We start from the raw sequence: 24,816 nt of genomic DNA, 5'->3' as shown, positions 1-24,816 counted from the left end.
AATCAGATACCCCAAAGAATCTGCACACCCCAGACGAAGTAAGCGAACATCGCGACGCCGCATACTGCCTGGAAGAGGAAACGTACTGCAGTCGCGGACTTGCCCAGCGCCATCGGCGTCAGGTAGTCGGTCGCGATGGTCCACATGCCGACCCAGGCGTGAGCGCCCAGGGCCACAAGGGCCAGCAGACTGAAGATACGCATCCCGCTGTGGGAGAACAGGCCGTGCCATTGGGCATAGTCGATACCCGGATTGGCAACGAGATATCCGATCAGGAAGATGAAATAAGCCGCGAGAACGACCGCAGACACACGCTGCGCCATCCAGTCATAGAGGCCCGAACGCGACAGGTTCGTAACGCTGGTTACCATATCCAAACTCCCGCCAGAACGATCATCACCAAGGAAATGGCGATAACGATTTTCGAGCCCAGCTTGCCGCCTTCCAGCGTCTCACCGATACCCATGTCCATGATCAAGTGGCGAACACCGGCCACCAGGTGATACAGCAAAGCGGACAGGAGGCCCCACGCCACGAACTTGGCCAGCGGACTGGTCATACATGCCTTCACCTCGGCGTATCCCTCTTCCGAACCCAGGGATTTGCTCAATGCATAAAGCATGATGCCCAGGCCGAGAAACAGGATGATGCCGGAAACACGGTGCAGGAATGACGTCACGCCGGTGATGGGGAGTTTGATGGTCCTTAGGTCTAGGTTTACAGGTCGTTGGCTATTCACGGCTTTTTTTCACACTGAAGAGCCCCTAACAATCAGGGCAAAGTTGTTGGGGGGAGCACTGGTCAGGTAAGCACCACCCAGGGAGTGCGACCCCCAATGAAAACAAGCCCAAAAGCCCTTGGCGGTCGGTGGTCGAGTATAGACAGTTAGGCAACTAATGACAACGCGCGCACCTCACCCTAATAGCTGATTGCGCTGTTGGGATAAAAGGCGTAAACGGCAGGTAATTTCGAGGAAAAAGTACGGTTAAAGCCTTCTGGAGCAAGACTTTAGGCAAATTGACATTCGAATTTATCTCACTATAGTGGTGCGGGCCCTGCGTGGGGGGTCTGTCTGATGATTTGAAGCATAAATAGGAGGCCACATGGCTGACAAAAAAGCGCAGTTGATCATCGAGGGCGCAGCCCCCGTCGAGCTGCCCATTTTAACCGGCACCGTTGGTCCTGATGTTATCGACGTACGGGGCCTGACGGCCACGGGCCGTTTTACATTCGACCCAGGCTTCATGTCGACCGCTTCTTGCGAGTCGAAGATCACCTATATTGATGGTGATAATGGCATCCTGCTACATCGGGGCTACCCGATCGAACAGTTGGCCGAGAAGTCGGACTACCTGGAAACCTGCTACCTGCTGCTAAATGGCGAATTGCCAACAGCCGAGCAGAAAGCCCAGTTCGTCAGCACCGTGAAGAATCACACCATGGTGCATGAGCAGTTGAAGACATTCTTCAATGGCTTTCGCCGCGACGCCCACCCGATGGCCGTCATGTGCGGCGTGGTTGGCGCCCTGTCGGCCTTCTACCACGACTCCCTGGACATCAATAACCCGCAGCATCGCGAAATTTCCGCGATCCGCCTGGTTGCCAAGATGCCGACCCTCGCAGCGATGGTTTACAAGTACTCCATGGGCCAACCCATGATGTACCCGCGCAACGACCTGACGTACGCGGAAAACTTCCTGCACATGATGTTCAATACCCCGTGCGAGATCAAACCGATCAGCCCGGTGCTGGCCAAGGCAATGGACCGAATCTTTATCCTCCACGCCGACCACGAACAGAACGCCTCGACTTCTACCGTGCGCCTGGCGGGCTCTTCGGGTGCCAACCCGTTCGCCTGTATCGCTGCCGGTATCGCCGCACTGTGGGGCCCTGCCCACGGCGGCGCGAACGAAGCCGTATTGAGCATGCTCGATGAAATCGGCGATGTGTCGAACATCGACAAGTTCATCGCCAAGGCCAAGGACAAGAACGATCCGTTCAAGTTGATGGGCTTCGGTCACCGGGTCTACAAGAACCGCGACCCGCGCGCCACTGTGATGAAGAAGACCTGCGACGAAGTACTGAAGGAACTGGGGATCAACAACGATCCGCAACTCCAACTGGCCATGCGCCTGGAAGAGATCGCCCTGACCGACCCGTACTTCATCGAACGCTCGCTGTACCCGAACGTCGACTTCTACTCCGGGATCATCCTCAAGGCCATCGGCATTCCAACCAGCATGTTCACCGTGATCTTCGCCCTGGCGCGGACCGTGGGCTGGATCTCCCACTGGAAAGAAATGCTCTCCAGCCCGTACAAGATTGGCCGTCCGCGCCAGCTGTACACCGGCTACGAGCAGCGTGATATCTCCAAGCTGGAAGACCGCAAATAAGCAGTGTCTTGCGATAACCGCTTAGCTGCACCGAATACGGCCTCCTCTTGGAGGCCGTATTTTTTTGTGCAGGATTTGTGTTGGGGGACAATTGTGGCGACGGAGCTTGCCCCCGCGGGGCTGTGCAGCAACCCCAAAACAGGCGCTGTGTTATCCCTGAAAACCGCAACCTTCCTTCTGGGGCTGCTTCGCAGTCCTGCGGGGCAAGCCCCCTCGCCACAAAAAGCCCGGCTACCACAAATTAACCACCCATAAAAAATGCCCCGATCTCTCGACCGGGGCATTTTTATGGGTGCAGCTTATGTAGCTGTCTTTCGACAACCCTTAGTGAGAAACCGCCCCACTCGCCCCCAGACCGGTCTGCGAACGCACGAACTGCGGGTAGAACAGCGCCCGCTCTTTTTCCGCTGCCGCCGACTTGTCGGTGATGGAGAAGAACCAGATCCCGACGAACGCAATGATCATAGAGAACAGTGCTGGATACTCGTAAGGGAAGATGGCTTTTTCATGGTGCAGGATCGAGACCCAGATGGTTGGACCAAGGACCATCAGGCCAACGGCACTGATCAGACCCAACCAGCCACCAATCATCGCACCGCGAGTGGTGAGATTTTTCCAGTACATGGAAAGCAGCAACACCGGGAAGTTACAGCTGGCAGCAATGGAGAACGCCAGACCGACCATGAACGCGATGTTCTGGCTTTCGAACAGGATGCCCAGGCCAATAGCCAGCACCGCCAGGGCGATGGTGGTGATCTTCGAGACGCGAATTTCATCCTTCTCGTTGGCCTTGCCTTTCTTGATCACGCTGGCATACAGGTCATGGGACACCGCCGAAGCACCGGCCAGGGTCAAACCGGCAACCACCGCGAGAATAGTGGCGAAGGCCACGGCTGAGATAAAGCCCAGGAAGATGCTGCCACCCACCGCGTTGGCCAGATGCACCGCCGCCATGTTGTTGCCGCCCAACAAGGCACCTGCCGCATCCTTGAAGGCCGGGTTGGTGCTGACCAGCAGAATCGCGCCGAAGCCGATGATAAAGGTCAGGATGTAGAAGTAGCCGATAAAGCCAGTGGCATACAGCACGCTCTTGCGAGCTTCCTTGGCATCGCTCACGGTGAAGAAGCGCATCAGAATGTGAGGCAGGCCAGCGGTACCGAACATCAGTGCCAGACCGAGGGAGAATGCCGAAATCGGATCTTTCACCAGGCCGCCCGGGCTCATGATCGCTTCACCTTTAGGGTGAACCTTGATCGCCTCAGCAAACAGCATGTTGAAGTCGAAGTTGACGTGTTTCATTACCATCAGCGCCATGAACGAGGCACCGGACAGCAGCAACACCGCCTTGATGATCTGCACCCAAGTGGTCGCCAACATGCCGCCGAACAGCACGTACATGCACATCAGGATACCCACCAGGATCACCGCCACATGGTAATCAAGGCCGAACAGCAGCTGAATCAGCTTGCCGGCGCCAACCATCTGCGCGATCAGGTAGAACGCCACCACTACCAGGGAGCCGCAAGCCGACAGGCTGCGGATCTGGGCTTGCCCGAGGCGATAGGACGCCACGTCGGCAAAGGTGTATTTACCCAGGTTACGCAGGCGCTCGGCGATCAGGAACAGAATGATCGGCCAGCCCACCAGGAAGCCGATCGAGTAGATCAGGCCGTCGTAGCCGGAGGTGAACACCAGCGCGGAAATCCCCAGGAAAGACGCCGCCGACATGTAGTCGCCGGCAATCGCCAAACCGTTCTGGAACCCGGTGATCTTGCCGCCAGCCGCATAGTAGTCAGCCGCCGACTTGTTACGCTTGGACGCCCAGTAAGTAATGCACAACGTCGCGCCAACAAAGGCTACGAACATCAGGATCGCTGCAACGTTCAGCGGTTGTTTATGCACTTCACCAGTCAACGCTTCCGCCGCCCAAACAGCAGGAGCAAAGACCGAAGCGCCGAATACAGCCAATAGACGACGGATCATTGCGCAGCCTCCTTGAGAATCGCATTGTTCAGCTCGTCGAATTCGCCGTTGGCGCGTCGTACATAGATGGCGGTGAGGACGAAAGCTGAAACAATCAGCCCGACCCCGATCGGGATTCCCCAGGTAATGGACGAACCGGGGCTGATCTTGCCCCCCAGTATTTGTGGCCCATAGGCAATCAACAGGATGAATCCAGAGTACAGCCCAAGCATGATCGCCGAGAGAATCCAGGCGAACTTTTCCCTTTTACTAACCAGCTCCTTGAAGCGCGGGCTGTTTTGAATCGAGAGGTAAATGCTGTCGTTCATTGTTTTTATCCTCGCAGCACAGATTATTGTTGGAACGTATCTACTTTATGCAGCTGCGGGACAGGTTCCAGACGACCTTAGTATTAGAACGACTTGGGCTTTGTCGCCAACTTTGCCACCATTAAATATCGGGCTGCAAAGCCAGAAACAACAAAACCCGCCTGACGAAAACGCCAGACGGGCTTGCAGAGTGCGAACTAGACGCCTTGCTTGATTACGGAGCGGTCCACTCAGCAACACGCTCAGGGTGCTTGGCGACCCAATCCTTGGCCGCTGCATCAGGCTTGGCGCCCTCTTGGATGGCCAGCATCACTTCGCCGATTTCATCCTTGGAGGCCCACTGGAATTTTTTCAGGAAGGCCACGACTTCAGGCGCTTTCTTCTCCAGGCCCTTGCTGCCGATGCTGTTCACAGTTTCGGCAGCACCATAAATCCCTTTTGGATCGTCAAGAAAACGCAGTTTCCACTTGGCGAACATCCAGTGTGGCACCCAGCCGGTGACCGCAATGGACTCCTGCTTGTCTTCGGCACGGGTCAGTTCGGCGATCATGGCGGCGCCGGAGCTGGCTTGCAGCTTGTAGTCCAGGCCATAGGCCTTGATGGCTTCGTCGGTCTTGAGCATCACGCCTGAACCGGCATCGATGCCGACGATCTTGTTCTTGAAGGTAGTGTCATCCTTGAGGTCGGCAATGGACTTGGCCTTGACATACTCCGGCACGATCAAGCCAATCTTGGCGTCCTTGAAGTTGGGGCCGTAGTCGACCACTTTGTCCTTGTTTTTAGCCCAGTATTCACCGTGGGTCACCGGCAGCCAGGCCGAGAGCATGGCGTCGAGTTTGCCGGTGGCCACGCCTTGCCACATGATCCCGGTGGCGACCGCTTGCAGTTTCACGTCATAACCGAGCTTTTGCTTGATCACTTCTGCCGCCACGTGGGTGGTAGCGACACTGTCCGACCAGCCATCCACATAGCCGATGCTCAGGGTTTTGCTGTCGGCGCTGGCCAGTGTGGAGTTCATCGCAAGCACCAGTGCGGCACCTGCGCCCAAGAGTCGTCGCATCTTCATCGTTACTTCCCCGAAAGTGCTGCGCCCGACGGATGCCGAGCGACGTCAACCTATTGTTATGTGGTGCACCGCGCCCCCTTCACGCGCATCGATCATGCTGTCGCGACATCAGTGGAGTGCTGACACTTCGATCATCAACCTGCTGCCACGAGCGACCTGCTCTGACTGCGACCTCAGGTAAGCAGGAAACGACATCACATCGCCAGCAGGTCGAGTTATAGGACACCTGGTAACAATCCCGCCCGAACTTTGCATGTCAAAATTATGCAGCCCCACTGGCGCCGACCAAATACGGGTAAGATGCGCGGCTTTGCCCCCAGACGGCCAGACCATGCCCGCGACCGCCCGCTTCCCTGCCCAGCCCTATTTATTCGCCTTGCTGCTGGGCCTCTTTGCCCTCGGTGGCTATTGGTACGGCCTCGGCCAACCGGTGCTGCTGCCGGATGTCGCCAGCGCCAGTCACAAGTTACAATGTGCGTCCTATACACCGTTCGACAAAGACCAATCACCCTTCGACCAGCCGTTCAAACTGCGTCCTGAGCGCATGGACGCCGACCTCGCGCTGCTGTCCACCCGCTTTGAATGCATTCGCACCTACTCGATGACCGGCCTTGAAGCCCTGCCGGATCTGGCGCGCAAGCACGGCTTGAAGCTGATGATCGGCGCCTGGGTCAACAGCAACCCGGTGGATACCGCCAAGGAAGTCGACCTGCTGATTGCCTCCGCCAATGCCAACGCCGACGTCGTCACGTCGGTGATCGTCGGTAACGAAACCCTGCTGCGTAAGGAAATCACCGCCACCCAGCTGGTGAAGCTGATCCAGCGGGTCAAGAGCCAGATCAAGCAGCCCGTCACCTACGCCGATGTGTGGGAGTTCTGGCTACAACACCCGCAAATCGCTCCAGCGGTAGATTTCCTGACCATTCACTTGCTGCCGTACTGGGAAGATGACCCGGCGGGGATCGACCAGGCACTCCGGCATGTCGGCGATATCCGCCAGACCTTCGGCAACCGCTTCGCCCCCAAGGACGTGATGATCGGCGAGACCGGTTGGCCGAGCGAAGGCCGCCAGCGCGAAACCGCCGTGCCTAGCCGAGTCAACGAAGCCAAGTTCATCCGCGGCTTTGTTGCCATGGCCGAATCGAATGGCTGGCACTACAACCTGATCGAAGCCTTTGACCAGCCATGGAAGCGCGCCAGCGAAGGTGCGGTGGGCGGTTACTGGGGTTTGTTTGATGCCGATCGCCAGGACAAGGGCGTGCTGGCCGGGCCGGTCACCAATGTGCCGTACTGGCCGATGTGGCTGGGCGTTGGCGGGATAATCCTGTTGGGCACACTGGTGTTGGGCGGGCGCGTTCGCAGCACACGCGCCGCCCTGCTGTTGCCGTTGCTGGGCGCGGTGGCGGCTTGCTCGATGGGTAGCTGGAGCGAGTTGACCCGTGTCACCGCGCGTTTTACTGATGAATGGATCTGGGCTGCGTTGCTGGTGGCCTTGAACCTGCTGGTGCTGGCCCATGCAGCCCTGGCCCTGAGCACACGTGAAGGTTGGCGCGCACGCAGTTTCAACTGGCTGGAACAGCGCGCCGGCTGGCTGGTGGCGCTGGCTGGCTTTGCCGGTGCGGTAATGATGCTGGCGCTGGTGTTTGACCCGCGCTATCGCAGCTTCCCGAGCGCGGCATTGCTGCTGCCGGCACTGGTGTATCTGGTGCGTCCGGTCACTGGGCCGCGTCGGGAGATTGCCTTGCTCGCGTTCATCATCGGTGCCGGCATTGCGCCTCAGCTGTATCGCGAAGGCTTGATGAACCAGCAGGCCCTGGGTTGGGCGCTGGTGAGTGTATTGATGGTCGCGGCGTTGTGGCGTTGCTTGCGGGTTCGCAAATAAAGCTTCTGTGGCGAGGGGGCTTGCCCCCTCGCCACAGGTTACTCGGCGGCCCGCGGCGCCCTGACCAAGCGCAATCCGGCAATAACTACGGCGAACACTGCAAACGTGGTGTTGTACAACGCCAACGCCGCAAACCCGAACACCAATCCCAGCACCGCCAAGCCCCACCCGGCACGCCCCGGCACAAAAAACGCCAGCACCGACGTTACCAGCGCCGCCCAGCCCATCACTTTGAAGTGAATCATCAGGCCCAGGTTCGAGCGCACCTGGCATTCCCAGCGGCTGGCCTCATCAGCGCAAATGCCGACCCACTGCCCGTCCTCCATAAAGCCGTAACGAGCCCCATAACAGGCGGCCAGCCATAACGGTAGGGCAATAAGCAGCAGAATCAGCGGCAAGCGGCGGGACATGGGGCACTCCGATAGGCGAAAACGGCGCCCAGCTTAATCGCCCGGTAGCGGTTGGCAAGGCTTGTACGCAGATAAGTGTTCAACAAAACGTGCCAAAGTGTATCGTCTAGCTACTATTATTCTGACTCTCGCTGTTTTTACCGACTTTTTGTGCCGACGGCTGGCACTTCGGTGGCAACGCCGTGGTCATAGCCTGCGAACTTCATTCAGCACGTTTCCTCTTAGGGATTAAGTCATGCTCCGTTCCTTACGCTGTGCGGCCCTGTTGGGCGGCCTTTTTTTAAGTGCGTCAGCACTGGCGGTCGATGTCGACCCCGCCAGCTATGGCTACCCTTTGACCAACCCGTTCGAAGCGACCATCGCCACCACGCCCCCTCATCTTCGACCTGAACTGCCGACCGATGACGAGATCGATCAGTCTGACTACAGCCTGACGATGCGCCCGGAACGTGAATTCAGCCTGCCCGACAACTTCTGGGCGGTAAAGAAACTCACCTACCGCATGGCCAAGCAAGACCATGCCGCGCCGCTGATTTTCCTGATCTCCGGCACTGGTGCGCGCTACGACAGCACCATCAACGAATACCTGAAAAAGCTCTATTACAAGGCCGGTTACCATGTGGTCCAGTTGTCGTCGCCCACCAGCTTCGACTTCATCAGCGCTGCGTCGCGCTTCGCCACACCGGGCATCACCAGTGAAGACGCTGAGGACATGTACCGGGTAATGCAAGCCGTGCGCGCGCAACACCCGCGCCTGCCGGTCACCGAGTACTACCTCACCGGCTACAGCCTGGGGGCCCTGGACGCAGCATTCGTCAGTAAGCTGGACGAGACCCGGCGCAGCTTCAATTTCAAGAAAGTGCTGCTGCTCAACCCTCCGGTCAACCTCTACACCTCGGTCACCAACCTCGACAAGCTGGTGCAAACCGAGGTCAAGGGCATCAACAACAGCACCACGTTCTATGAACTGGTGCTGAACAAGCTGACCCGCTACTTCCAGCAAAAGGGCTACATTGACCTCAACGACGCCCTGCTTTACGACTTCCAGAACTCCAAGCAGCACCTGTCCAACGAACAAATGGCGATGCTGATCGGCACCACGTTCCGCTTTTCGGCGGCCGACATTGCCTTTACCTCAGACCTGATCAACCGCCGCGGCCTGATCATCCCACCGAAATACCCAATCACCGAAGGCACCAGCCTCACGCCGTTCCTCAAGCGTGCGCTGCAATGCGACTTCGACTGCTACCTGACCGAACAAGTGATCCCGATGTGGCGCGCCCGTTCCGATGGCGGCAGCCTGTTGCAGTTGATCGACCAGGTCAGCCTCTACGCCCTCAAGGATTACCTGCGCGACAGCCCGAAAATTGCGGTCATGCACAACGCCGATGATGTAATCCTCGGCCCTGGCGACCTCGGCTTCCTGCGTAAAACCTTCGGCGATCGCTTGACCGTCTACCCACTGGGCGGCCACTGCGGCAACCTCAATTACCGCGTCAACGCCGACGCTATGCTGGAGTTCTTCCGTGGCTAAATATCTCCTGCTTATTGCTGCGTTACTCTGCACAGGCGCCGCCAATGCCGATAACAGCAAGGCCCACACACCCACCATGGTCGATGAAGACGGCTTCAAGGAACCGCTGAGCAAGCTCAAGTTCAACCCTGGCCTGGACCAGCGTGAATTCGAACGCTCGACGCTGAACGCCCTCAACGTCTACGACCCGATGGAGTCGTGGAACCGTCGGGTGTACCACTTCAACTACCGCTTCGACCAATGGGTGTTCCTGCCGGTGGTCGACGGTTACCGCTATGTCACCCCAAGTTTCCTGCGTACTGGCGTCAGCAATTTCTTCAACAACCTGGGTGACGTACCCAACCTGATGAACAGCCTGCTGCAGCTCAAGGGCCATCGCTCCCTGGAGACCACCGGGCGCCTGCTGCTCAACACCACCCTCGGCATCGCCGGCCTGTGGGACCCTGCCACCGCCATGGGCCTGCCGCGCCAGAGCGAAGACTTCGGCCAGACCCTGGGTTTCTATGGCGTGCCGGGCGGTGCCTATGTGGTGCTGCCAATTTTCGGCCCGTCGAACCTGCGGGACACCGGCGGTCTGCTGGTGGACTACAGCGCCGAATCCCAGATCAACTTCCTCAATGTGTCCAAGGTCAGCGAAAACCATCCGGAAATCTGGGCCCTGCGCGCCGTCGACAAGCGCTACCAGACCAGCTTCCGCTACGGTCAGATGAACTCGCCGTTTGAGTATGAGAAGGTGCGCTACGTGTACACCGAGTCGCGCAAGTTGCAGATTGCCGAGTAACGGCAAGCGCGCACAAAAAAGGCCATTCGATTGAATGGCCTTTTTTATTGCGGCGAAGTCCTAGGCTTTCACTGCTTTCCAGGTCTTGCCGACAACGCTGACAACACCCAACACCACCGCCCCGGCAATAATCCCCGCCACCGCATTGAGCAAGGTCGGCATCAACCAGGCCAAACCGCCGGTGCTCTGGCTGACGGTTTCAATCCAGTGATGCACCACCGGCACACCATGGGTGAGGATGCCGCCGCCGACCATGAACATTGCAGCCGTGCCGATCACCGACAGGCTTTTCATCATGTAGGGCGCGGCGCGCAAAATTGCCCCGCCAATACTGCGGGCCACCTGGCCGGGCTTTTGGGTGAGCCACAGGCCTAGGTCGTCGAGCTTGACGATGCCGGCTACCAGCCCATACACGCCGACAGTCATGACGAGGGCGATGCCCGACAAGACGATGACTTGCTGCATCAGCGGCGCATCGGCCACGGTGCCCAGGGTGATGGCAATGATTTCTGCCGAGAGGATAAAGTCAGTGCGGATTGCGCCCTTGATCTTGTCCTTCTCAAAGGCCACCAGATCAGTGGCCGGATCGGCGACGGCCTGCACCAGTTGCGCATGTTCGGCGTGGTCTTCAGCCTTGCTGTGGAGGAACTTGTGGGCCAGTTTCTCAAAGCCTTCGAAACACAGGTAAGCGCCACCGAGCATCAATAGCGGCGTGACGGCCCAAGGCACGAAGGCGCTGATGAGCAACGCAGTAGGCACCAGGATCAGTTTGTTGACAAACGAGCCCTTGGCTACCGCCCATACCACCGGAATTTCGCGCTCGGCGCGTACACCGGAAACTTGCTGGGCGTTAAGGGCCAAGTCATCGCCCAATACGCCAGCAGTTTTCTTGGCGGCCATTTTTGTCATCAGCGCGACGTCGTCGAGAACGGCGGCGATGTCGTCTATCAGTACTAGTAAGCTGCTTCCTGCCATGAATCAGGCGTCCTTAATGTGGGATAGTGGCGAGCATAGCGCGGCGCAAGGCATTGCGGGCACATTCTTGAGGCTCGCGGATAGCCGGTGCTACCATGCGCAACCGCCTGTCTTGGCAAGGAAACTCCTGGTCTATGAGCACCATTCGCGAGCGCAACAAAGAACTGATCCTGCGGGCTGCCAGCGAGGAGTTTGCCGACAAGGGGTTCGCCGCAACCAAAACCAGTGACATAGCCGCCAAAGCCGGGCTGCCCAAACCCAACGTCTATTACTACTTCAAGTCCAAGGACAACCTCTACCGCGAGGTGCTCGAAAGCATCATCGAGCCGATCCTTGCCGCCTCCACGCCATTCAATCCCGACTGCGATCCCAAGGAAGTGTTGACGGCGTACATCCGCTCGAAAATCTGTATCTCGCGCGACCTGCCCTTCGCCTCCAAGGTCTTCGCCAGCGAAATCATGCACGGCGCGCCACACCTGAGCCCCGACCTGGTGGAACAGCTCAACGCCCAGGCCAAACACAACATCGCGTGCATCCAGACCTGGGTAGATCGCGGACAGATCGCCGCCATCGACCCCAACCACCTGATGTTCAGCATCTGGGCCGCGACGCAGACGTATGCCGACTTCGACTGGCAAATCTCGGTGGTGACCGGAAAAGAAAAGCTGGACGAAGCCGACTATGAAGCGGCAGCCCAGACGATTATTCGGTTGGTGCTCAAGGGCTGTGAGCCCGACTGATGGACCGCAGCGCCTGCGCCAGTCGCGAGCAAGTCGAATCGTCGCACCGCCGCTCCCACATTTTTGATCTGTGAACACATTCAACATGTGGGAGCGGCGGTGCGACTTGCTCGCGATGGGGCCCTTCCAGTCACCTCAAGTCAGGCTGACACCCCCGCATCCGCCAGCAATCCTACCCCCTCGATCGCACTGATTGCACACTGCTCATCGATGTCCGAAGTATCCCCGCTGATCCCAATCGCCCCCAGCACCACCCCATCCCGATCCTTGATCAACACCCCTCCCGGCGCCGGCACCACGCTGCCCTGCCCCAGGCTGTTCAACGCTGCAATAAACGCTGGCCGCTGCTGCGCATCCAACGCCAACAACCGCGAGCCCTTGCCCAGGGCAATCGCCCCCCAGGCCTTGCCGATGGCGATCTGTGGGCGCAGCAGGCTCGCACCGTCTTCGCGCTGCAGGGTGATCAAGTGCCCGCCGCTGTCGAGCACCGCGATGGTCAGTGGTGCAGCGGCAATGGTGCGGCCTGCGGCGATGGCCTGGCTGGCCAGGTTGACTGCGACTTTCAAGGTTAAAGCGCTCATGGGTGCCGTCCTTATCTTGTTATTGGGAAAGCCGTGGGGCTCTGAATGATCAGAAGCCGGACAAAACAAATAGAACACAATATATTAGTTTTTTGTATACAATATTTACAAACATACGCACCACGCGTCGAAATAACCCCGTCTAAAAGGCTTCCGACGAACGTAAAGGTCAACGAATAAAATGGATTGACCTGCGCCGCTCGCCGTGAATACACTTTGACTCAATACCACTTGTATACAATTACAAAACACAAGAGGCATCAAAACCATGAGCAAAATGAGAGCAATCGAAGCCGCCGTTCTGGTGATGCGTCGCGAAGGGGTCGACACGGCCTTTGGCATCCCGGGCGCCGCGATCAACCCGCTGTATTCGGCCTTGCAGAAGCTCGGCGGCATCGATCACGTCCTTGCTCGCCACGTTGAAGGCGCCTCGCACATGGCCGAGGGTTACACCCGCACCAAGGCGGGCAACATCGGTGTGTGCATCGGCACTTCGGGGCCAGCCGGTACTGATATGGTCACTGGGTTGTACAGCGCCTCAGCCGATTCGATCCCGATCCTGTGCATTACCGGGCAGGCACCACGGGCGCGGATGCACAAGGAAGACTTCCAGGCCGTGGACATCACCAGCATCGTCAAGCCGGTGACCAAATGGGCGACCACTGTCCTGGAACCTGGCCAGGTGCCCTATGCCTTCCAGAAAGCGTTCCATGAAATGCGCTCCGGCCGCCCCGGCCCGGTGTTGATCGACTTGCCGTTCGACGTGCAGATGGCCGAGATCGAATTCGACATCGACGCCTATCAACCGCTGCCCCTGACCAAGCCATTGGCGACCCGCATCCAGGTGGAAAAAGCCTTGGCCCTGCTGGATCAGGCTGAGCGCCCATTGCTGGTCAGCGGTGGCGGCGTGATCAACGCCGACGCCAGCGACCTGCTGGTGGAGTTCGCCGAATTGACCGGCATCCCGGTGATCCCAACCCTGATGGGCTGGGGCACCATCCCCGACGACCACCCGCTGATGGTCGGCATGGTCGGGCTGCAAACTTCCCACCGCTACGGCAACGCAACGATGTTGAAATCGGACGTGGTGCTGGGCATCGGCAACCGCTGGGCCAACCGCCACACCGGTTCGGTGGAGGTGTACACCGAGAGCCGCAAATTCATTCACGTCGATATCGAGCCCATGCAAATCGGCCGTGTATTCACCCCGGACCTGGGCATCGTTTCCGACGCCGGCTGCGCCCTGACCCTATTTATTGAAGTGGCCCGCGAGTGGAAAGCCGCCGGCAAGCTCAAGGACCGCAGCGCCTGGCTCCACGATTGCCAGCAGCGCAAAGCCACCCTGCACCGCAAGACTCACTTCGACAACGTGCCAGTCAAGCCGCAACGGGTGTACGAAGAAATGAACCAGGTGTTCGGCAAAGACACTTGCTACGTCAGCACCATCGGCCTGTCGCAGATTGCCGGCGCGCAGTTCCTGCATGTCTACAAGCCTCGGCACTGGATCAACTGTGGCCAGGCAGGCCCGTTGGGCTGGACCATTCCGGCAGCGCTCGGCGTGGTCAAGGCTGACCCGACCCGCAAGGTCGTGGCACTGTCCGGCGACTATGATTTCCAGTTCATGATCGAGGAGCTGGCGGTGGGCGCGCAGTTCAAGCTGCCGTATATCCACGTAGTCGTGAACAACTCCTACCTGGGTCTGATTCGCCAGGCCCAGCGCGGTTTCGAAATGGACTACTGCGTGCAGCTGTCCTTCGACAACCTCAACGCACCGGAACTCAACGGTTATGGCGTCGACCACGTGGCTGTCGCCGAAGGTCTGGGTTGCAAGGCCCTGCGGGTATTCGAGCCAGATCAGATCCAGCCGGCCTTGCGCCGCGCCCAGGAAATGCTCGAAGAATTCAAGGTGCCGGTGATCGTTGAGATTATTCTGGAGCGGGTGACCAATATTTCCATGGGCACCGAGATCAACGCCGTCAATGAATTCGAAGACCTGGCGCTGGTGGGCAATGACGCACCCACCGCGATTTCGCTGCTCGATTAATGATTGTTCGTTCCCGCGTAATCCGCGGGAACGATGACGCTTTTGAGGAAACCGCCATGCCGCGTTTTGCTGCCAACCTGTCCATGCTGTTCACTGAACAGGACTTCCTTGCCCGCTTCAAAGCGGCTGCCGACGCCGGCTTCAGTGGCGTGGAGTACTTGTTCCCCTACGAATTCAGCTCTGCCGAAATCAAGGCGCAACTGGATGCCAATGGCCTGACCCAAGTGCTGTTCAATCTGCCGGCCGGTGACTGGGCCAAGGGCGATCGGGGCATTGCCTGCGATCCGGGTCGGGTCGAGGAATTCCGCGCCGGTGTGAGGCTGGCCATCGCCTACGCCCAAGTGCTGGGCAACACCCAGATCAACTGCCTGGCGGGGATTCGTCCACAAGGTGTCGATGAGGTCTCGCTGGAAACAACCTTCGTCGCCAACCTCAAATACGCCGCCGACAGGCTGCAAGCGGTGGGCATCAAGCTGGTGATGGAAGCCATCAACACTCGCGATATTCCCGGCTTCTACCTCAACAACACGGCGCAAGCCTTGTCGATTCGCGAGCAGGTGGGCAGCGCCAACCTGTTCCTGCAATACGACATCTATCACATGCAAATCATGGAAGGCGACCTGGCCCGGACCATGACCGCGCACCTGGGCGAAATCAACCATATCCAGCTGGCAGACAACCCTGGGCGCAATGAACCGGGCACCGGTGAGATCAACTACCGGTTCCTGTTTGAACATTTGGATCGCATTGGTTATCAGGGGTGGGTGGGCTGTGAGTACAAGCCGTTGACCACTACCGAAGCGGGTTTGGGTTGGCTGAAAAGCCACAATGCCATCTAACTGATCGTTCCCGCCCTCCGCATGGGAACAATCAACATCGAATAAAAAGAGGATTTCTTCATGGCTAAAATCGGATTTATCGGCACCGGCATCATGGGCCAGCCCATGGCCGCAAACCTGCAAAAGGCAGGTCATCAACTGTTCCTTTCCGAGCACTTCGGCAAAGCGCCAGAAGAACTGATCGCCGCGGGTGCCGTGGCCCTGGCCAACCCGCAGCAAGTGGCCCAGGAAGCTGAATTCATCATCGTCATGGTGCCCGACACCCCGCAGGTCGACGACGTGTTGTTCCGCGCCGACGGGGTGGCCGCAGGTTTGGGGCCGAACAAAGTCGTCATCGACATGAGCTCGATTTCGCCAACGGCCACCAAGGCCTTCGCCGCAAAAATCAACGAGACCGGCGCGCAATACCTCGACGCCCCAGTGTCCGGCGGTGAAGTCGGTGCCAAGGCCGGCACCTTGAGCATCATGGTCGGTGGCGAGCCACAAACCTTTGAACGGGCCTTGGCGCTGTTCCAGAGCATGGGCAAGAACATCACCTTGGTAGGCAGCAATGGCGACGGCCAGACCGCTAAGGTGGCCAACCAGATCATCGTTGCCCTGAACATCCAGGCGGTGGCCGAAGCGTTGTTGTTCGCCTCGAAAAACGGCGCCGACCCGGCCAAGGTGCGTGAAGCGCTGATGGGCGGGTTTGCCTCCTCGAAGATTCTGGAAGTGCATGGCGAGCGGATGATCAAGGGCACCTTTGATCCGGGCTTTCGCATCAGCCTGCACCAGAAGGATCTGAACCTGGCCCTGGCCGGTGCGAAAGAGTTGGGGATCAACCTGCCCAACACCGCTGGCACCCAGCAAGTGTTCAGCACCTGCGCGGCCATTGGCGGTAGCAACTGGGACCATTCGGCGCTGATCAAGGGGCTGGAGCATATGGCGAATTTTTCGATTCGTGAGTAGGCGCTAGCTTGCTCGCGATGGCCGTCAACGATGACGCTGGGTGCCTGAATAAACCCGGCGTCCTCAGGTTTTTCGCGAGCAAGAACTAGGCGTCCCCCTCGCGCCTACAGGTGGTCGTGTTTGCGCCTGAAGTTTGTGCACCCCTAATAACAAAAATTCCCGGGAGCCCGCTTATGTCGGTCGATCCGCAACACCTGCTTCGCGAGCTGTTTGCCACAGCCATCGACGCTGCCCACCCCCAGCAAGTCCTCGAACCTCATCTGCCCGCCGACCGCACCGGCCGCATCATTGTCATCGGCGCGGGCAAGGCTGCCGCCGCCATGGCCCAGGTTGTCGAAAATTGCTGGCAAGGTGAAGTCTCAGGCCTGGTGGTCACCCGCTACGGCCACGGCGCACCCTGCAAAAAAATCGAAGTAGTCGAAGCCGCCCACCCAGTGCCGGACGCCGCCGGCCAAGCCGTCGCCAAGCGCGTGCTGGAACTGATCAGCAACCTGGAGGAAGACGACCGCGTCATCTTTCTGTTGTCCGGCGGAGGCTCTGCTTTGCTGGCCCTGCCCGCCGCGGGTATCACCCTGGCCGACAAGCAATCGATCAACAAGGCCCTGCTCAAATCCGGCGCCACCATTGGCGAGATGAATTGCGTGCGCAAGCACCTCTCGGCGATCAAGGGCGGGCGCCTGGCCAAGGCATGCTGGCCGGCGACGATCTATACCTACGCGATTTCCGATGTGCCGGGCGACCAGGCCACGGTCATTGCTTCCGGCCCCACAGTCGGCGACCCAAGCACCTCGCAACAGGCCCTGGCGATCCTCAAGCGCTACCAGATTGAAGCCCCCGTCTCGGTGCGCAGTTGGCTGCAAAACCCCGAGTCGGAAACCGTCAAACCCGGCGATCCGTGTCTGGCCCGCAGCCATTTCCAACTGATCGCCCGCCCGCAACAATCCCTGGAGGCGGTGGCGGTAAAAGTACGCCAGGCCGGGTTCAGCCCACTGATCCTCGGCGACCTGGAAGGCGAAGCGCGGGACGTGGCCAAAGTCCACGCCGGTATCGCCCGGCAAATCGTCCAGCACGGCCAGCCGCTGGCGGCGCCGTGCGTGATTCTTTCCGGCGGCGAAACCACCGTCACCGTGCGCGGCAATGGCCGTGGCGGGCGCAACGCCGAATTCCTCCTGAGCCTGACCGACAGCCTCAAGGGCCTGCCCGGTGTCTACGCCCTGGCCGGTGACACCGATGGCATCGACGGTTCCGAAGACAATGCCGGGGCGATCATGACCCCCTGCAGCTACGCCCGTGCCGAAGCCCTGGGCCTGAGCGCCAGCGATGAGCTGGACAACAACAATGGCTACGGTTACTTCGCCGCGCTCGACGGGCTGATCATCACCGAGCCGACCCGCACCAACGTCAACGATTTTCGCGCCATTGTGATCCTTGAAAGCCCTGACAGAGAGTCTCCTGACCATGACGCCTGACAAGAAGGTCAAAATCCTCGCCACCCTGGGGCCGGCTACCCACGGCATCGATGACATCCGCGAGTTGGTGGAAGCTGGGGTCAACATCTTTCGCCTGAACTTCAGCCACGGCGATCACGCCGATCATGCCCTGCGCTACCAGTGGATTCGCGAGGTGGAGAAACAACTCAACTATCCCCTCGGCATCCTCATGGACCTGCAAGGACCGAAGCTGCGAGTCGGGCGTTTTGCCGAGGGCAAGGTGCAGTTGATTCGTGGCCAGGCCCTGCGCCTTGATCTGGACAGTACTCCCGGCGATCAACGTCGGGTCAACCTGCCCCACCCGGAAATCATCGCGGCCCTGGAGCCCGGCATGGACCTGTTGCTGGATGACGGCAAGCTGCGTTTACGGGTGATCACCAAGTACGCCGATGCCATCGACACCACCGTGCTCAACGGTGGCGAACTGTCGGACCGCAAAGGCGTGAACGTGCCACAAGCCTTGCTGGAACTGAGCCCGCTGACCGCCAAGGACCGCCGCGACTTGAGCTTCGGCCTGGAGTTGGGGGTGGACTGGGTGGCGCTGTCCTTTGTGCAGCGTCCGGAAGACATCCGCGAAGCCCGTGAACTGATCGGCGACAAGGCCTTCCTGATGGCCAAGATCGAGAAGCCCTCGGCAGTGCAGCGCTTGCAGGAAATCGCCGAACTGAGCGACGCGATCATGGTCGCCAGAGGGGATCTGGGGGTGGAGGTGCCGGCTGAGAGTGTGCCGCAGATCCAGAAAGACATCATCACCACCTGCCGCCAACTGGGTAAGCCCGTGGTGGTGGCCACGCAGATGCTCGAATCCATGCGTTTCTCACCAGCGCCGACCCGCGCCGAAGTCACCGACGTGGCCAACGCCGTGGCCGAGGGCGCTGATGCGGTGATGTTGTCGGCAGAAACCGCCTCCGGTGAATACCCGCTGGAAGCGGTGCAGATGATGAGCAAGATCATCCGCCAGGTGGAAAACGGCCCGGATTACCAGACGCAACTGGACGTCAGCCGGCCCAAGGCCGACGCCACGGTATCGGACGCCATCAGCTGCGCGATCCGCCGTATCAGCAGCATCCTGCCGGTGGCGGTGCTGGTGAACTACAGCGAGTCCGGCACCTCCAGCCTGCGGGCGGCTCGGGAGCGGCCATCGGTACCCATCCTCAACCTGACACCAAACCTGTCAACGGCGCGGCGCTTGAGCCTGGCCTGGGGCGTGCATTCGGTGGTCAACGATCGGCTGCGGCAGGTGGATGAGGTGTGTTCCACGGCACTGGAGATTGCCCAGGCACAAGGGATGGCGAAGCGTGGGGATACGTTGGTGATTACCGCGGGGGTGCCGTTTGGGCAGCCGGGGTCGACCAACTCGCTGCGTATAGAGACGTTGATCTAATCACCCTGTGGAGAGGCTTTCCCTGTGGCGAGCGGGCTTGCCCGCGCTGGGGTGCGCAGCGGCCCAAGAACCTGACACTGAGTTCTGCCTGAAAGAACCCAGCGAATTCTTTGGGGTTGCTACGCAACCCAACGCGGGCAAGCCCGCTCGCCACAATAAGCCCGCTCGCCACAGGTTCAGCACCCTTTTCCAGATTAATACTGATGTCCAACCATCCTCAACACTGCCCCGACTGGGCCGAAGCCCTGCTCAACGGCTTCAGCCAAATCTTCCTCCAGCGCCATCCTCTATGTGGCTTGCTGTGCCTGCTGGCGATCCTGTCGGGCGCCCCGAGCCTACTCGGCGGCGCGTTGCTGGGCGGTGTCGCGGGCCTGCTGACGGCCCAGCGCCGGGGCTATCCCAAGGCCGAACGCCAAGCCGGACTCTACAGCTATAACGGCGTGCTGCTGGGTTTACTGATCAGCCAGCATTTCGTCTGGTCAGCCCTGTTGCCGCCGTTGATTCTGGCCTGTGGCGGCCTCAGTGCGATCCTCACCCGGCAATGGCTCAAGCGCGCGGCGAATCCCGATGACCTGCCGGCCTACACCGCACCCTTTGTTGGGCTGGGCTGGCTGTTGCTAGGCACTACTGCGCCAACGACTGTTGCATGGAGTGAACCCGACACTTGGGCATTGCTCAGTGCACCGTTTACAGGACTTGCGCAAATTATCCTGCTGGATCAACCCCTGGCTGGTCTGTTAATCCTGCTCGGTCTATTGCTCGCCAATCGTCGCGTCGCGCTGTGGGCATTGATCGGCGCCAGCGCTGGCGTGGTACTCGCCCTGTTGCTGGACGAATCCGCCAGCGCCCTGCTTGGCCTGCACAGCTATAACCCGGCGCTAGCGGCTTTAGCATTGAGCCAGCAGCGTCGCCAACCCTGGCTGCCACTGATGGGTATCCTCCTGGCAATCGTCCTCACCCCAGGCTTTGCGGCCCTGAATCTGCCCCCCCTGACCGCGCCATTTATCCTCGCCTGCTGGCTGGTGCACGCCAGTCGCAGGGTTATACAAAGGGCCAGCGTGGACAGCCCGTTCGAATCCCCCTAGGCTTCGCTGAATATTGATTCAGGCGACCTCCATGGACAGCAACAACAACTGGCGTCAGCGGCTCTACGTCATGGTTTTCCAAAGCGACACCGCAGCCGGGCGCCGTTTCGACAGCATCCTGCTGCTGATCATCCTGGCAAGCCTGGTGGTCATAATCCTCGACAGCATCGACGAGGTGCACCAAAACTACGCGAGCGTGCTGGCCTACATTGAATGGGGCTTCACCATCATCTTCGCCATCGAGTATGTGTTGCGGCTGTATTGCTCCCCCAAGCCGTTGCGCTATGCCTTCAGCCTCTACGGGCTGGTGGACTTGCTGGCCATCGTCCCCGGCATCCTCGCCCTGTATTACAGCGACGCCCAGTTCCTGCTGATCATCCGCATCATCCGCATGCTGCGCATCTTCCGGGTGCTCAAGCTCAGCCCCTACCTCATGCAAGCCAATTACCTGATGTCGGCGCTGCGCGGCAGCAAGCAGAAAATCGTGGTGTTTCTGCTCAGCGTCTGCACCCTGGTGACAGTATTTGGCACCTTGATGTACGTGATCGAAGGGCCAGAGCATGGTTTTACCAGCATCCCCAAGGGCATCTATTGGGCGATCGTCACCCTGACCACCGTGGGCTTTGGCGACATCGTGCCCAAGACGCCGTTGGGCCAGGTGATTTCGTCGCTGGTAATGATCACCGGTTATTCGATCATCGCCGTGCCCACCGGGATTTTCACCGCGGAACTTGCCAACGCCATGCGCGGCGAACAGCTGCAACAGGACTGCCCGGTGTGCAAGAAAAGCAGCCATGAACCCAACGCGGCGTTTTGCTCACGCTGCGGCAATAGCCTTTTCAAAAAAATGGAATAAGCAAAGTTCTTTTTAATCTTTAAGCGTCTATGCCGCCCCGGCTATAGTCGCTGGCATATTGCCCTTACTTAACAAGTCGACTTCACCCTACAACAAGGAATGAGCAGTGAAAAAACTCGTTAGCGCCTCCCTTCTGGCCGCCGGCCTCGCACTGGCTGGCGTCGTCCAGGCTGCACCGACCACCCTGCTCAACGTCTCCTACGACGTGATGCGCGATTTCTACAAGGACTACAACGCCGCCTTCCAGAAACATTGGGAAGCCGAGCACAAGGAAAAGATTACCCTGCAGATGTCCTTCGGCGGCTCCAGCAAACAGGCGCGCTCAGTGATCGACGGCCTGCCGGCTGACGTCATCACCATGAATATGGCCACCGACATCAACGCCCTCGCAGACCACGGCAAACTGGTGCCGGACAACTGGGTCACCCGCCTGCCGAACAACAGCGCGCCGTTCACCTCCGCCACCGTGTTTATCGTGCGCAAGGGCAACCCCAAGGCCCTGAAAGATTGGCCGGACCTGCTCAAGGATGGCGTGCAAGTGATCGTGCCCAACCCGAAAACCTCCGGCAACGGCCGCTACACCTACCTGTCGGCCTGGGGTTACGTGCTGAAAAACGGCGGTGACGAGAACAAGGCCAAGGCCTTTGTCGGCAAGCTGTTCAAACAAGCGCCAGTGCTCGACACCGGCGGCCGTGCAGCCACCACCACCTTCATGACCAACCAGATCGGCGACGTGCTGGTGACCTTTGAAAACGAAGCGGAAATGATCGCCCGTGAATTCGGCCGTGATCAGTTCGAAGTGATCTACCCAAGCGTCTCCGCCGAAGCCGAGCCGCCAGTGTCGGTGGTCGACAAAGTCGTCGACAAGAAAGGCACTCGCGCCGCTGCCGAGGAATACCTGAAGTACCTGTGGTCGCCAGAAGGCCAGGAAATCGCCGCCAACAACTACCTGCGTCCACGTGACCCGGCAGTGCTGGCCAAGTACACCGACCGCTTCCCGAAAGTCGACTTTTTGTCGGTTGAGAAGACCTTCGGCAACTGGCGCGATGTGCAGAAAACCCACTTCAATGATGGTGGGGTGTTTGATCAGATCTACACCGGGCAGTAATCCGCTCTAACTGAAGAAATACAGACAAGTGTGGGGGCTGGCTTGCCAGCTCCCACACTTCTTCTGCGCCAGGCAGTTACATCGGCGGCGTCACGCCATCCTTGCCTGCCAAAACAGCCTGCGCGGTAATGGTTGCGTCTACCCCCTGTGACGCAAACAACACCACCTTGACCCCCGCCTTCAACAAACTCCGATCACCCGGTTCCAGGTTGACGGTCGGCACATCATCCGGCACGACGATCTTCTGCTCACTGCCCTTGTATTTGACGGTCAACGTCCGGCCTTCATGGCCGTCGACTTCCTGTTTTTGCAGTTGCAACTAAATGTATCATTGACATTCGGCCCGAAAGTTAACGTTTCAGTCATTAATACCCGGCATGAGTGTTATCACCGTAAACAGCCTACTCCCGCCTGATCCTTGTCTTTATTCTCGCACGCCACTTTCCTTCGCTTTTATGAGAACGCCATGAACGCTACTTCGCAAAGTACAAACACCATGACCCGAGGCATGGTGATGCTGTTTGCGTTCTGTTGCGGCGCCATCGTCGCCAACATCTACTACGCACAACCGATCATCGAGCTGATCGCCCCGGACATCGGCCTGACGCCGGCCATGGCCAGCCTGATCGTGTCCCTGACCCAAGTCGGTTACGCCTTGGGCCTGTTCTTTCTGGTTCCCCTGGGCGACCTGCTGGAAAACCGCCGGCTGATGATCATCACCACCGTGGTGGCCATTGCCAGCCTGCTGGGCGCGGCGTTCACCGAACAGCCGAACCTGTTCCTGCTGGTGTCGCTGCTGATCGGCTTCAGCTCCGTGTCGGTGCAAATCCTGATTCCATTGGCCGCACACCTGGCGCCGGCCGAGTCCCGTGGCCGGGTAGTCGGTAGCATTATGGGCGGCCTGCTGTTGGGCATTTTGCTGGCACGGCCGGTGTCCAGCGTGGTGGCCGATCACTTCGGCTGGCGCGCGATGTTCATCGTGGCCGCCGCACTGATGGCCGCCATCAGCGTCGTGCTGCTGTTGACCGTGCCCAAGCGCCAACCGGATCACTCTGCCAGCTATGGCCAGTTGCTGCGCTCCCTGGGCACCTTGCTGCGCCAGCAACCGCTGCTACGTCAGCGGGCGTTCTACCAGGGGTGCATGTTTGCCACGTTCAGCCTGTTCTGGACCGCAGTGCCCCTGGAACTCTCACGCAACCACGGCCTGACCCAAAGCCAGATCGCCCTGTTCGCCCTGGTCGGTGCCCTGGGCGCCATCGCCGCCCCCATCAGCGGCCGCCTGGCGGATGCCGGCCACACCCACCGGGCCTCGCTGCTGGCGATGGTGTTTGCCGCGTTGAGCTTCCTGCCAGCCTTCGTACACCCGATCTACAGCGTGATTGGCTTGGCGGTGACGGGTGTGGTCCTGGACTTCTGCGTGCAGATGAACATGGTCCTCGGCCAACGCGCCATCTACGCCCTCGACGCCAACAGCCGCAGCCGCCTGAATGCGCTGTACATGACCAGCATCTTCATCGGCGGCGCCTTCGGCTCGGCGATTGCCAGCAGCGTGTATGAACATGGCGGCTGGCTGGGGGTGGTGCTGGTGGGCAGTGCGTTCCCGCTGGTAGCGCTGTTGCGGTTTTTGAGTGCCTCCAGGCAAGGGGTTGTAGCGGCGGCGTAAGCCCTTACAACCGAACCAACTTCTCCAACGCCGCATCCGCCAGAAATGACGAGCGGCTTTTGACCTTATGCTCACGCACATACCGGTCAATGCGCTGGATGACATAACCGGGCAAGGTCACGTTGACCTTTTCGGTCTTGCCCAGATAAGGCGTGATATCCAACTCCAGCATCCCCCAGCCCATCCCCGCGTATTGCTCATTGCTGTGGTGCGCGGCAACCGACGTCGGCATGGGAATGGCCCGGCCTTCTGCGGCGATCTCTTGCAGCATGATGTGCGCCACTTCAATTGCGGCGTTGTAAGCCTCTTCAAAACTGTCCCCGGCCGTTACCGCACCTGGGATATCGGGGATCTGAATACCGGTGGCGATATGATCGTCGCCCCATTCGATACAGATTGGGTATTGCATGAAAAACCTCCTGAAAAACCGACCTAAAACGAAAACAACCCGGCGTGCTTCCTGATACTCCTGACGGTACCCAAGGGAAGATCCTTCTTGGGATGGGGCACCGGTATCGTGTACGGGCTATAGCGGCGGGTGAAAACATGATGACTGCCCGTGACCCGATCCAGCACCCAGCCTGCCTCTTGCAACTCCTTTATCAATAGCCTGCTTTGCACCACAGCCTCCTTGCTTCCGGCCGAATAAAAGCAACCCTAGAGTTACCTTTACTCAAGCACAGAAATCATCAGACCGACTGGCGGCTGTTTTACTGATTGTTAAAATGGCGCTGATAAAGGAGGGA

The 24,816-nt window shown here is 59.3% G+C and carries 24 protein-coding genes and 1 pseudogene; 14 read left to right on the top strand and 11 right to left on the bottom strand.

What is annotated here, in order from left to right:
• Window positions 1-2 precede the first annotated feature (2 nt).
• Together sdhD and sdhC are read right to left on the bottom strand one after the other, a co-directional pair.
• Window positions 3-371 carry a succinate dehydrogenase, hydrophobic membrane anchor protein gene (gene sdhD / locus FQ182_RS09750; RefSeq protein ID WP_133099070.1) on the bottom strand — a complete coding sequence of 123 codons (369 nt, stop codon included), beginning with the start codon at window positions 369-371 and terminating at the stop codon, window positions 3-5.
• Complete coding sequence (gene sdhC, locus FQ182_RS09745; RefSeq protein WP_133099071.1) at window positions 365-739, bottom strand: succinate dehydrogenase, cytochrome b556 subunit; 375 nt, start codon at window positions 737-739, stop codon at window positions 365-367. The genes sdhD and sdhC overlap by 7 nt, the downstream gene beginning before the upstream one ends.
• A gap of 364 nt (window positions 740-1,103) precedes the next feature.
• Here sdhC and gltA point away from each other — a divergent pair, with 364 nt between their 5' ends.
• A complete protein-coding gene (gltA, locus tag FQ182_RS09740; protein WP_133099072.1) occupies window positions 1,104-2,393 on the top strand; it encodes a citrate synthase in 1,290 nt (429 codons plus the stop codon).
• 324 nt (window positions 2,394-2,717) lie between these two features.
• On the opposite strand, the gene FQ182_RS09735 is transcribed toward gltA, so the two are convergent.
• The 3 genes from FQ182_RS09735 to FQ182_RS09725 all read right to left on the bottom strand — a co-directional run bounded on the left by FQ182_RS09735 (window position 2,718) and on the right by FQ182_RS09725 (window position 5,750).
• The gene (locus FQ182_RS09735) at window positions 2,718-4,376 is read right to left on the bottom strand and encodes a cation acetate symporter (RefSeq protein WP_149411447.1); all 1,659 of its coding nucleotides are present in this window, start codon (window positions 4,374-4,376) and stop codon (window positions 2,718-2,720) included.
• On the bottom strand, window positions 4,373-4,684 hold the full coding sequence (locus FQ182_RS09730) for a DUF485 domain-containing protein (protein WP_149411446.1): 312 nt from the start codon (window positions 4,682-4,684) through the stop codon (window positions 4,373-4,375). The genes FQ182_RS09735 and FQ182_RS09730 overlap by 4 nt, the downstream gene beginning before the upstream one ends.
• A 214-nt stretch (window positions 4,685-4,898) precedes the next feature.
• Window positions 4,899-5,750 carry a glycine betaine ABC transporter substrate-binding protein gene (locus tag FQ182_RS09725; protein WP_149411445.1) on the bottom strand — a complete coding sequence of 284 codons (852 nt, stop codon included), beginning with the start codon at window positions 5,748-5,750 and terminating at the stop codon, window positions 4,899-4,901.
• Between the two features lie 331 nt (window positions 5,751-6,081).
• On the opposite strand from FQ182_RS09725, the gene FQ182_RS09715 reads away from it, so the two are divergent.
• The gene (locus tag FQ182_RS09715; protein ID WP_149411443.1) at window positions 6,082-7,632 is read left to right on the top strand and encodes a beta (1-6) glucans synthase; all 1,551 of its coding nucleotides are present in this window, start codon (window positions 6,082-6,084) and stop codon (window positions 7,630-7,632) included.
• A gap of 38 nt (window positions 7,633-7,670) precedes the next feature.
• Here the strand turns inward: FQ182_RS09715 and FQ182_RS09710 are convergent, their stop codons facing one another.
• Window positions 7,671-8,042, bottom strand: coding sequence for a hypothetical protein (locus tag FQ182_RS09710; RefSeq protein ID WP_149411442.1), 372 nt, complete (start codon window positions 8,040-8,042; stop codon window positions 7,671-7,673).
• Between the two features lie 235 nt (window positions 8,043-8,277).
• On the opposite strand from FQ182_RS09710, the gene FQ182_RS09705 reads away from it, so the two are divergent.
• Both FQ182_RS09705 and FQ182_RS09700 read left to right on the top strand, forming a co-directional pair.
• The gene (locus tag FQ182_RS09705; RefSeq protein WP_149411441.1) at window positions 8,278-9,576 is read left to right on the top strand and encodes a serine/threonine protein kinase; all 1,299 of its coding nucleotides are present in this window, start codon (window positions 8,278-8,280) and stop codon (window positions 9,574-9,576) included.
• A complete protein-coding gene (locus FQ182_RS09700) occupies window positions 9,569-10,357 on the top strand; it encodes a VacJ family lipoprotein (protein ID WP_149411440.1) in 789 nt (262 codons plus the stop codon). The genes FQ182_RS09705 and FQ182_RS09700 overlap by 8 nt, the downstream gene beginning before the upstream one ends.
• Before the next feature lie 60 nt (window positions 10,358-10,417).
• Here the strand turns inward: FQ182_RS09700 and FQ182_RS09695 are convergent, their stop codons facing one another.
• Complete coding sequence (locus FQ182_RS09695) at window positions 10,418-11,332, bottom strand: DUF808 domain-containing protein (RefSeq protein ID WP_149411439.1); 915 nt, start codon at window positions 11,330-11,332, stop codon at window positions 10,418-10,420.
• 134 nt (window positions 11,333-11,466) lie between these two features.
• Between FQ182_RS09695 and FQ182_RS09690 the strand changes: the two genes are divergently transcribed.
• Window positions 11,467-12,072, top strand: coding sequence for a TetR/AcrR family transcriptional regulator (locus tag FQ182_RS09690; RefSeq protein WP_133099083.1), 606 nt, complete (start codon window positions 11,467-11,469; stop codon window positions 12,070-12,072).
• Between the two features lie 140 nt (window positions 12,073-12,212).
• On the opposite strand, the gene FQ182_RS09685 is transcribed toward FQ182_RS09690, so the two are convergent.
• Window positions 12,213-12,653, bottom strand: a complete 441-nt coding sequence (locus FQ182_RS09685; RefSeq protein WP_149411438.1) for a heme-binding protein — start codon at window positions 12,651-12,653, stop codon at window positions 12,213-12,215.
• A gap of 268 nt (window positions 12,654-12,921) precedes the next feature.
• Here FQ182_RS09685 and gcl point away from each other — a divergent pair, with 268 nt between their 5' ends.
• The 8 genes from gcl (at window position 12,922) to FQ182_RS09645 (ending at window position 22,407) form a co-directional block, all read left to right on the top strand.
• Window positions 12,922-14,697 carry a glyoxylate carboligase gene (gene gcl, locus FQ182_RS09680; RefSeq protein ID WP_149411437.1) on the top strand — a complete coding sequence of 592 codons (1,776 nt, stop codon included), beginning with the start codon at window positions 12,922-12,924 and terminating at the stop codon, window positions 14,695-14,697.
• Window positions 14,698-14,753: 56 nt separating this feature from the next.
• On the top strand, window positions 14,754-15,536 hold the full coding sequence (gene hyi, locus FQ182_RS09675) for a hydroxypyruvate isomerase (protein ID WP_149411436.1): 783 nt from the start codon (window positions 14,754-14,756) through the stop codon (window positions 15,534-15,536).
• 60 nt (window positions 15,537-15,596) lie between these two features.
• A complete protein-coding gene (locus FQ182_RS09670) occupies window positions 15,597-16,484 on the top strand; it encodes a 2-hydroxy-3-oxopropionate reductase (protein WP_149411435.1) in 888 nt (295 codons plus the stop codon).
• 173 nt (window positions 16,485-16,657) lie between these two features.
• A complete protein-coding gene (locus FQ182_RS09665; protein ID WP_149411434.1) occupies window positions 16,658-17,953 on the top strand; it encodes a glycerate kinase in 1,296 nt (431 codons plus the stop codon).
• The gene (gene pyk / locus FQ182_RS09660) at window positions 17,943-19,358 is read left to right on the top strand and encodes a pyruvate kinase (protein WP_149411433.1); all 1,416 of its coding nucleotides are present in this window, start codon (window positions 17,943-17,945) and stop codon (window positions 19,356-19,358) included. The genes FQ182_RS09665 and pyk overlap by 11 nt, the downstream gene beginning before the upstream one ends.
• Before the next feature lie 203 nt (window positions 19,359-19,561).
• Window positions 19,562-20,443: an urea transporter gene (locus FQ182_RS09655; RefSeq protein ID WP_149411432.1), complete on the top strand. Its 882-nt coding sequence runs from the start codon at window positions 19,562-19,564 to the stop codon at window positions 20,441-20,443.
• A gap of 31 nt (window positions 20,444-20,474) precedes the next feature.
• A complete protein-coding gene (locus FQ182_RS09650; protein WP_149411431.1) occupies window positions 20,475-21,299 on the top strand; it encodes an ion transporter in 825 nt (274 codons plus the stop codon).
• A 106-nt stretch (window positions 21,300-21,405) separates the two neighbouring features.
• Window positions 21,406-22,407: a sulfate ABC transporter substrate-binding protein gene (locus FQ182_RS09645; protein ID WP_149411430.1), complete on the top strand. Its 1,002-nt coding sequence runs from the start codon at window positions 21,406-21,408 to the stop codon at window positions 22,405-22,407.
• Window positions 22,408-22,483: 76 nt separating this feature from the next.
• Here the strand turns inward: FQ182_RS09645 and FQ182_RS09640 are convergent.
• Window positions 22,484-22,690: pseudogene (locus FQ182_RS09640) on the bottom strand (hypothetical protein); the annotation flags it as partial.
• A gap of 183 nt (window positions 22,691-22,873) precedes the next feature.
• Here FQ182_RS09640 and FQ182_RS09635 point away from each other — a divergent pair.
• Complete coding sequence (locus tag FQ182_RS09635; RefSeq protein ID WP_149411429.1) at window positions 22,874-24,070, top strand: MFS transporter; 1,197 nt, start codon at window positions 22,874-22,876, stop codon at window positions 24,068-24,070.
• Window positions 24,071-24,074: 4 nt separating this feature from the next.
• On the opposite strand, the gene FQ182_RS09630 is transcribed toward FQ182_RS09635, so the two are convergent.
• Together FQ182_RS09630 and FQ182_RS09625 are read right to left on the bottom strand one after the other, a co-directional pair.
• On the bottom strand, window positions 24,075-24,479 hold the full coding sequence (locus tag FQ182_RS09630; RefSeq protein WP_149411428.1) for a type II toxin-antitoxin system HicB family antitoxin: 405 nt from the start codon (window positions 24,477-24,479) through the stop codon (window positions 24,075-24,077).
• 23 nt (window positions 24,480-24,502) lie between these two features.
• A complete protein-coding gene (locus tag FQ182_RS09625) occupies window positions 24,503-24,691 on the bottom strand; it encodes a type II toxin-antitoxin system HicA family toxin (RefSeq protein WP_149411427.1) in 189 nt (62 codons plus the stop codon).
• Window positions 24,692-24,816 lie beyond the last annotated feature (125 nt).

Origin of the sequence: Pseudomonas sp. ANT_H4, assembly GCF_008369295.1 — a bacterium.
In the GTDB taxonomy this organism is placed as follows: domain Bacteria; phylum Pseudomonadota; class Gammaproteobacteria; order Pseudomonadales; family Pseudomonadaceae; genus Aquipseudomonas.
This window is presented reverse-complemented; position numbering and strand designations above follow the sequence as displayed.

Bases quoted from the DNA above. Each gene is read 5' to 3' on its own strand.
- FQ182_RS09725 (WP_149411445.1), bottom strand. From the start codon at position 5,750: ATGAAGATGCGACGACTCTTGGGCGCAGGTGCCGCACTGGTGCTTGCG.
- gcl (WP_149411437.1), top strand. From the start codon at position 12,922: ATGAGCAAAATGAGAGCAATCGAAGCCGCCGTTCTGGTGATGCGTCGC.
- FQ182_RS09670 (WP_149411435.1), top strand. From the start codon at position 15,597: ATGGCTAAAATCGGATTTATCGGCACCGGCATCATGGGCCAGCCCATG.
- FQ182_RS09685 (WP_149411438.1), bottom strand. From the start codon at position 12,653: ATGAGCGCTTTAACCTTGAAAGTCGCAGTCAACCTGGCCAGCCAGGCC.
- FQ182_RS09630 (WP_149411428.1), bottom strand. From the start codon at position 24,479: ATGCAATACCCAATCTGTATCGAATGGGGCGACGATCATATCGCCACC.
- FQ182_RS09690 (WP_133099083.1), top strand. From the start codon at position 11,467: ATGAGCACCATTCGCGAGCGCAACAAAGAACTGATCCTGCGGGCTGCC.
- FQ182_RS09635 (WP_149411429.1), top strand. From the start codon at position 22,874: ATGAACGCTACTTCGCAAAGTACAAACACCATGACCCGAGGCATGGTG.
- FQ182_RS09710 (WP_149411442.1), bottom strand. From the start codon at position 8,042: ATGTCCCGCCGCTTGCCGCTGATTCTGCTGCTTATTGCCCTACCGTTA.
- FQ182_RS09695 (WP_149411439.1), bottom strand. From the start codon at position 11,332: ATGGCAGGAAGCAGCTTACTAGTACTGATAGACGACATCGCCGCCGTT.
- gltA (WP_133099072.1), top strand. From the start codon at position 1,104: ATGGCTGACAAAAAAGCGCAGTTGATCATCGAGGGCGCAGCCCCCGTC.
- pyk (WP_149411433.1), top strand. From the start codon at position 17,943: ATGACGCCTGACAAGAAGGTCAAAATCCTCGCCACCCTGGGGCCGGCT.
- FQ182_RS09715 (WP_149411443.1), top strand. From the start codon at position 6,082: ATGCCCGCGACCGCCCGCTTCCCTGCCCAGCCCTATTTATTCGCCTTG.
- FQ182_RS09650 (WP_149411431.1), top strand. From the start codon at position 20,475: ATGGACAGCAACAACAACTGGCGTCAGCGGCTCTACGTCATGGTTTTC.
- FQ182_RS09705 (WP_149411441.1), top strand. From the start codon at position 8,278: ATGCTCCGTTCCTTACGCTGTGCGGCCCTGTTGGGCGGCCTTTTTTTA.
- FQ182_RS09655 (WP_149411432.1), top strand. From the start codon at position 19,562: ATGTCCAACCATCCTCAACACTGCCCCGACTGGGCCGAAGCCCTGCTC.
- FQ182_RS09665 (WP_149411434.1), top strand. From the start codon at position 16,658: ATGTCGGTCGATCCGCAACACCTGCTTCGCGAGCTGTTTGCCACAGCC.
- FQ182_RS09735 (WP_149411447.1), bottom strand. From the start codon at position 4,376: ATGATCCGTCGTCTATTGGCTGTATTCGGCGCTTCGGTCTTTGCTCCT.
- sdhD (WP_133099070.1), bottom strand. From the start codon at position 371: ATGGTAACCAGCGTTACGAACCTGTCGCGTTCGGGCCTCTATGACTGG.
- hyi (WP_149411436.1), top strand. From the start codon at position 14,754: ATGCCGCGTTTTGCTGCCAACCTGTCCATGCTGTTCACTGAACAGGAC.
- FQ182_RS09730 (WP_149411446.1), bottom strand. From the start codon at position 4,684: ATGAACGACAGCATTTACCTCTCGATTCAAAACAGCCCGCGCTTCAAG.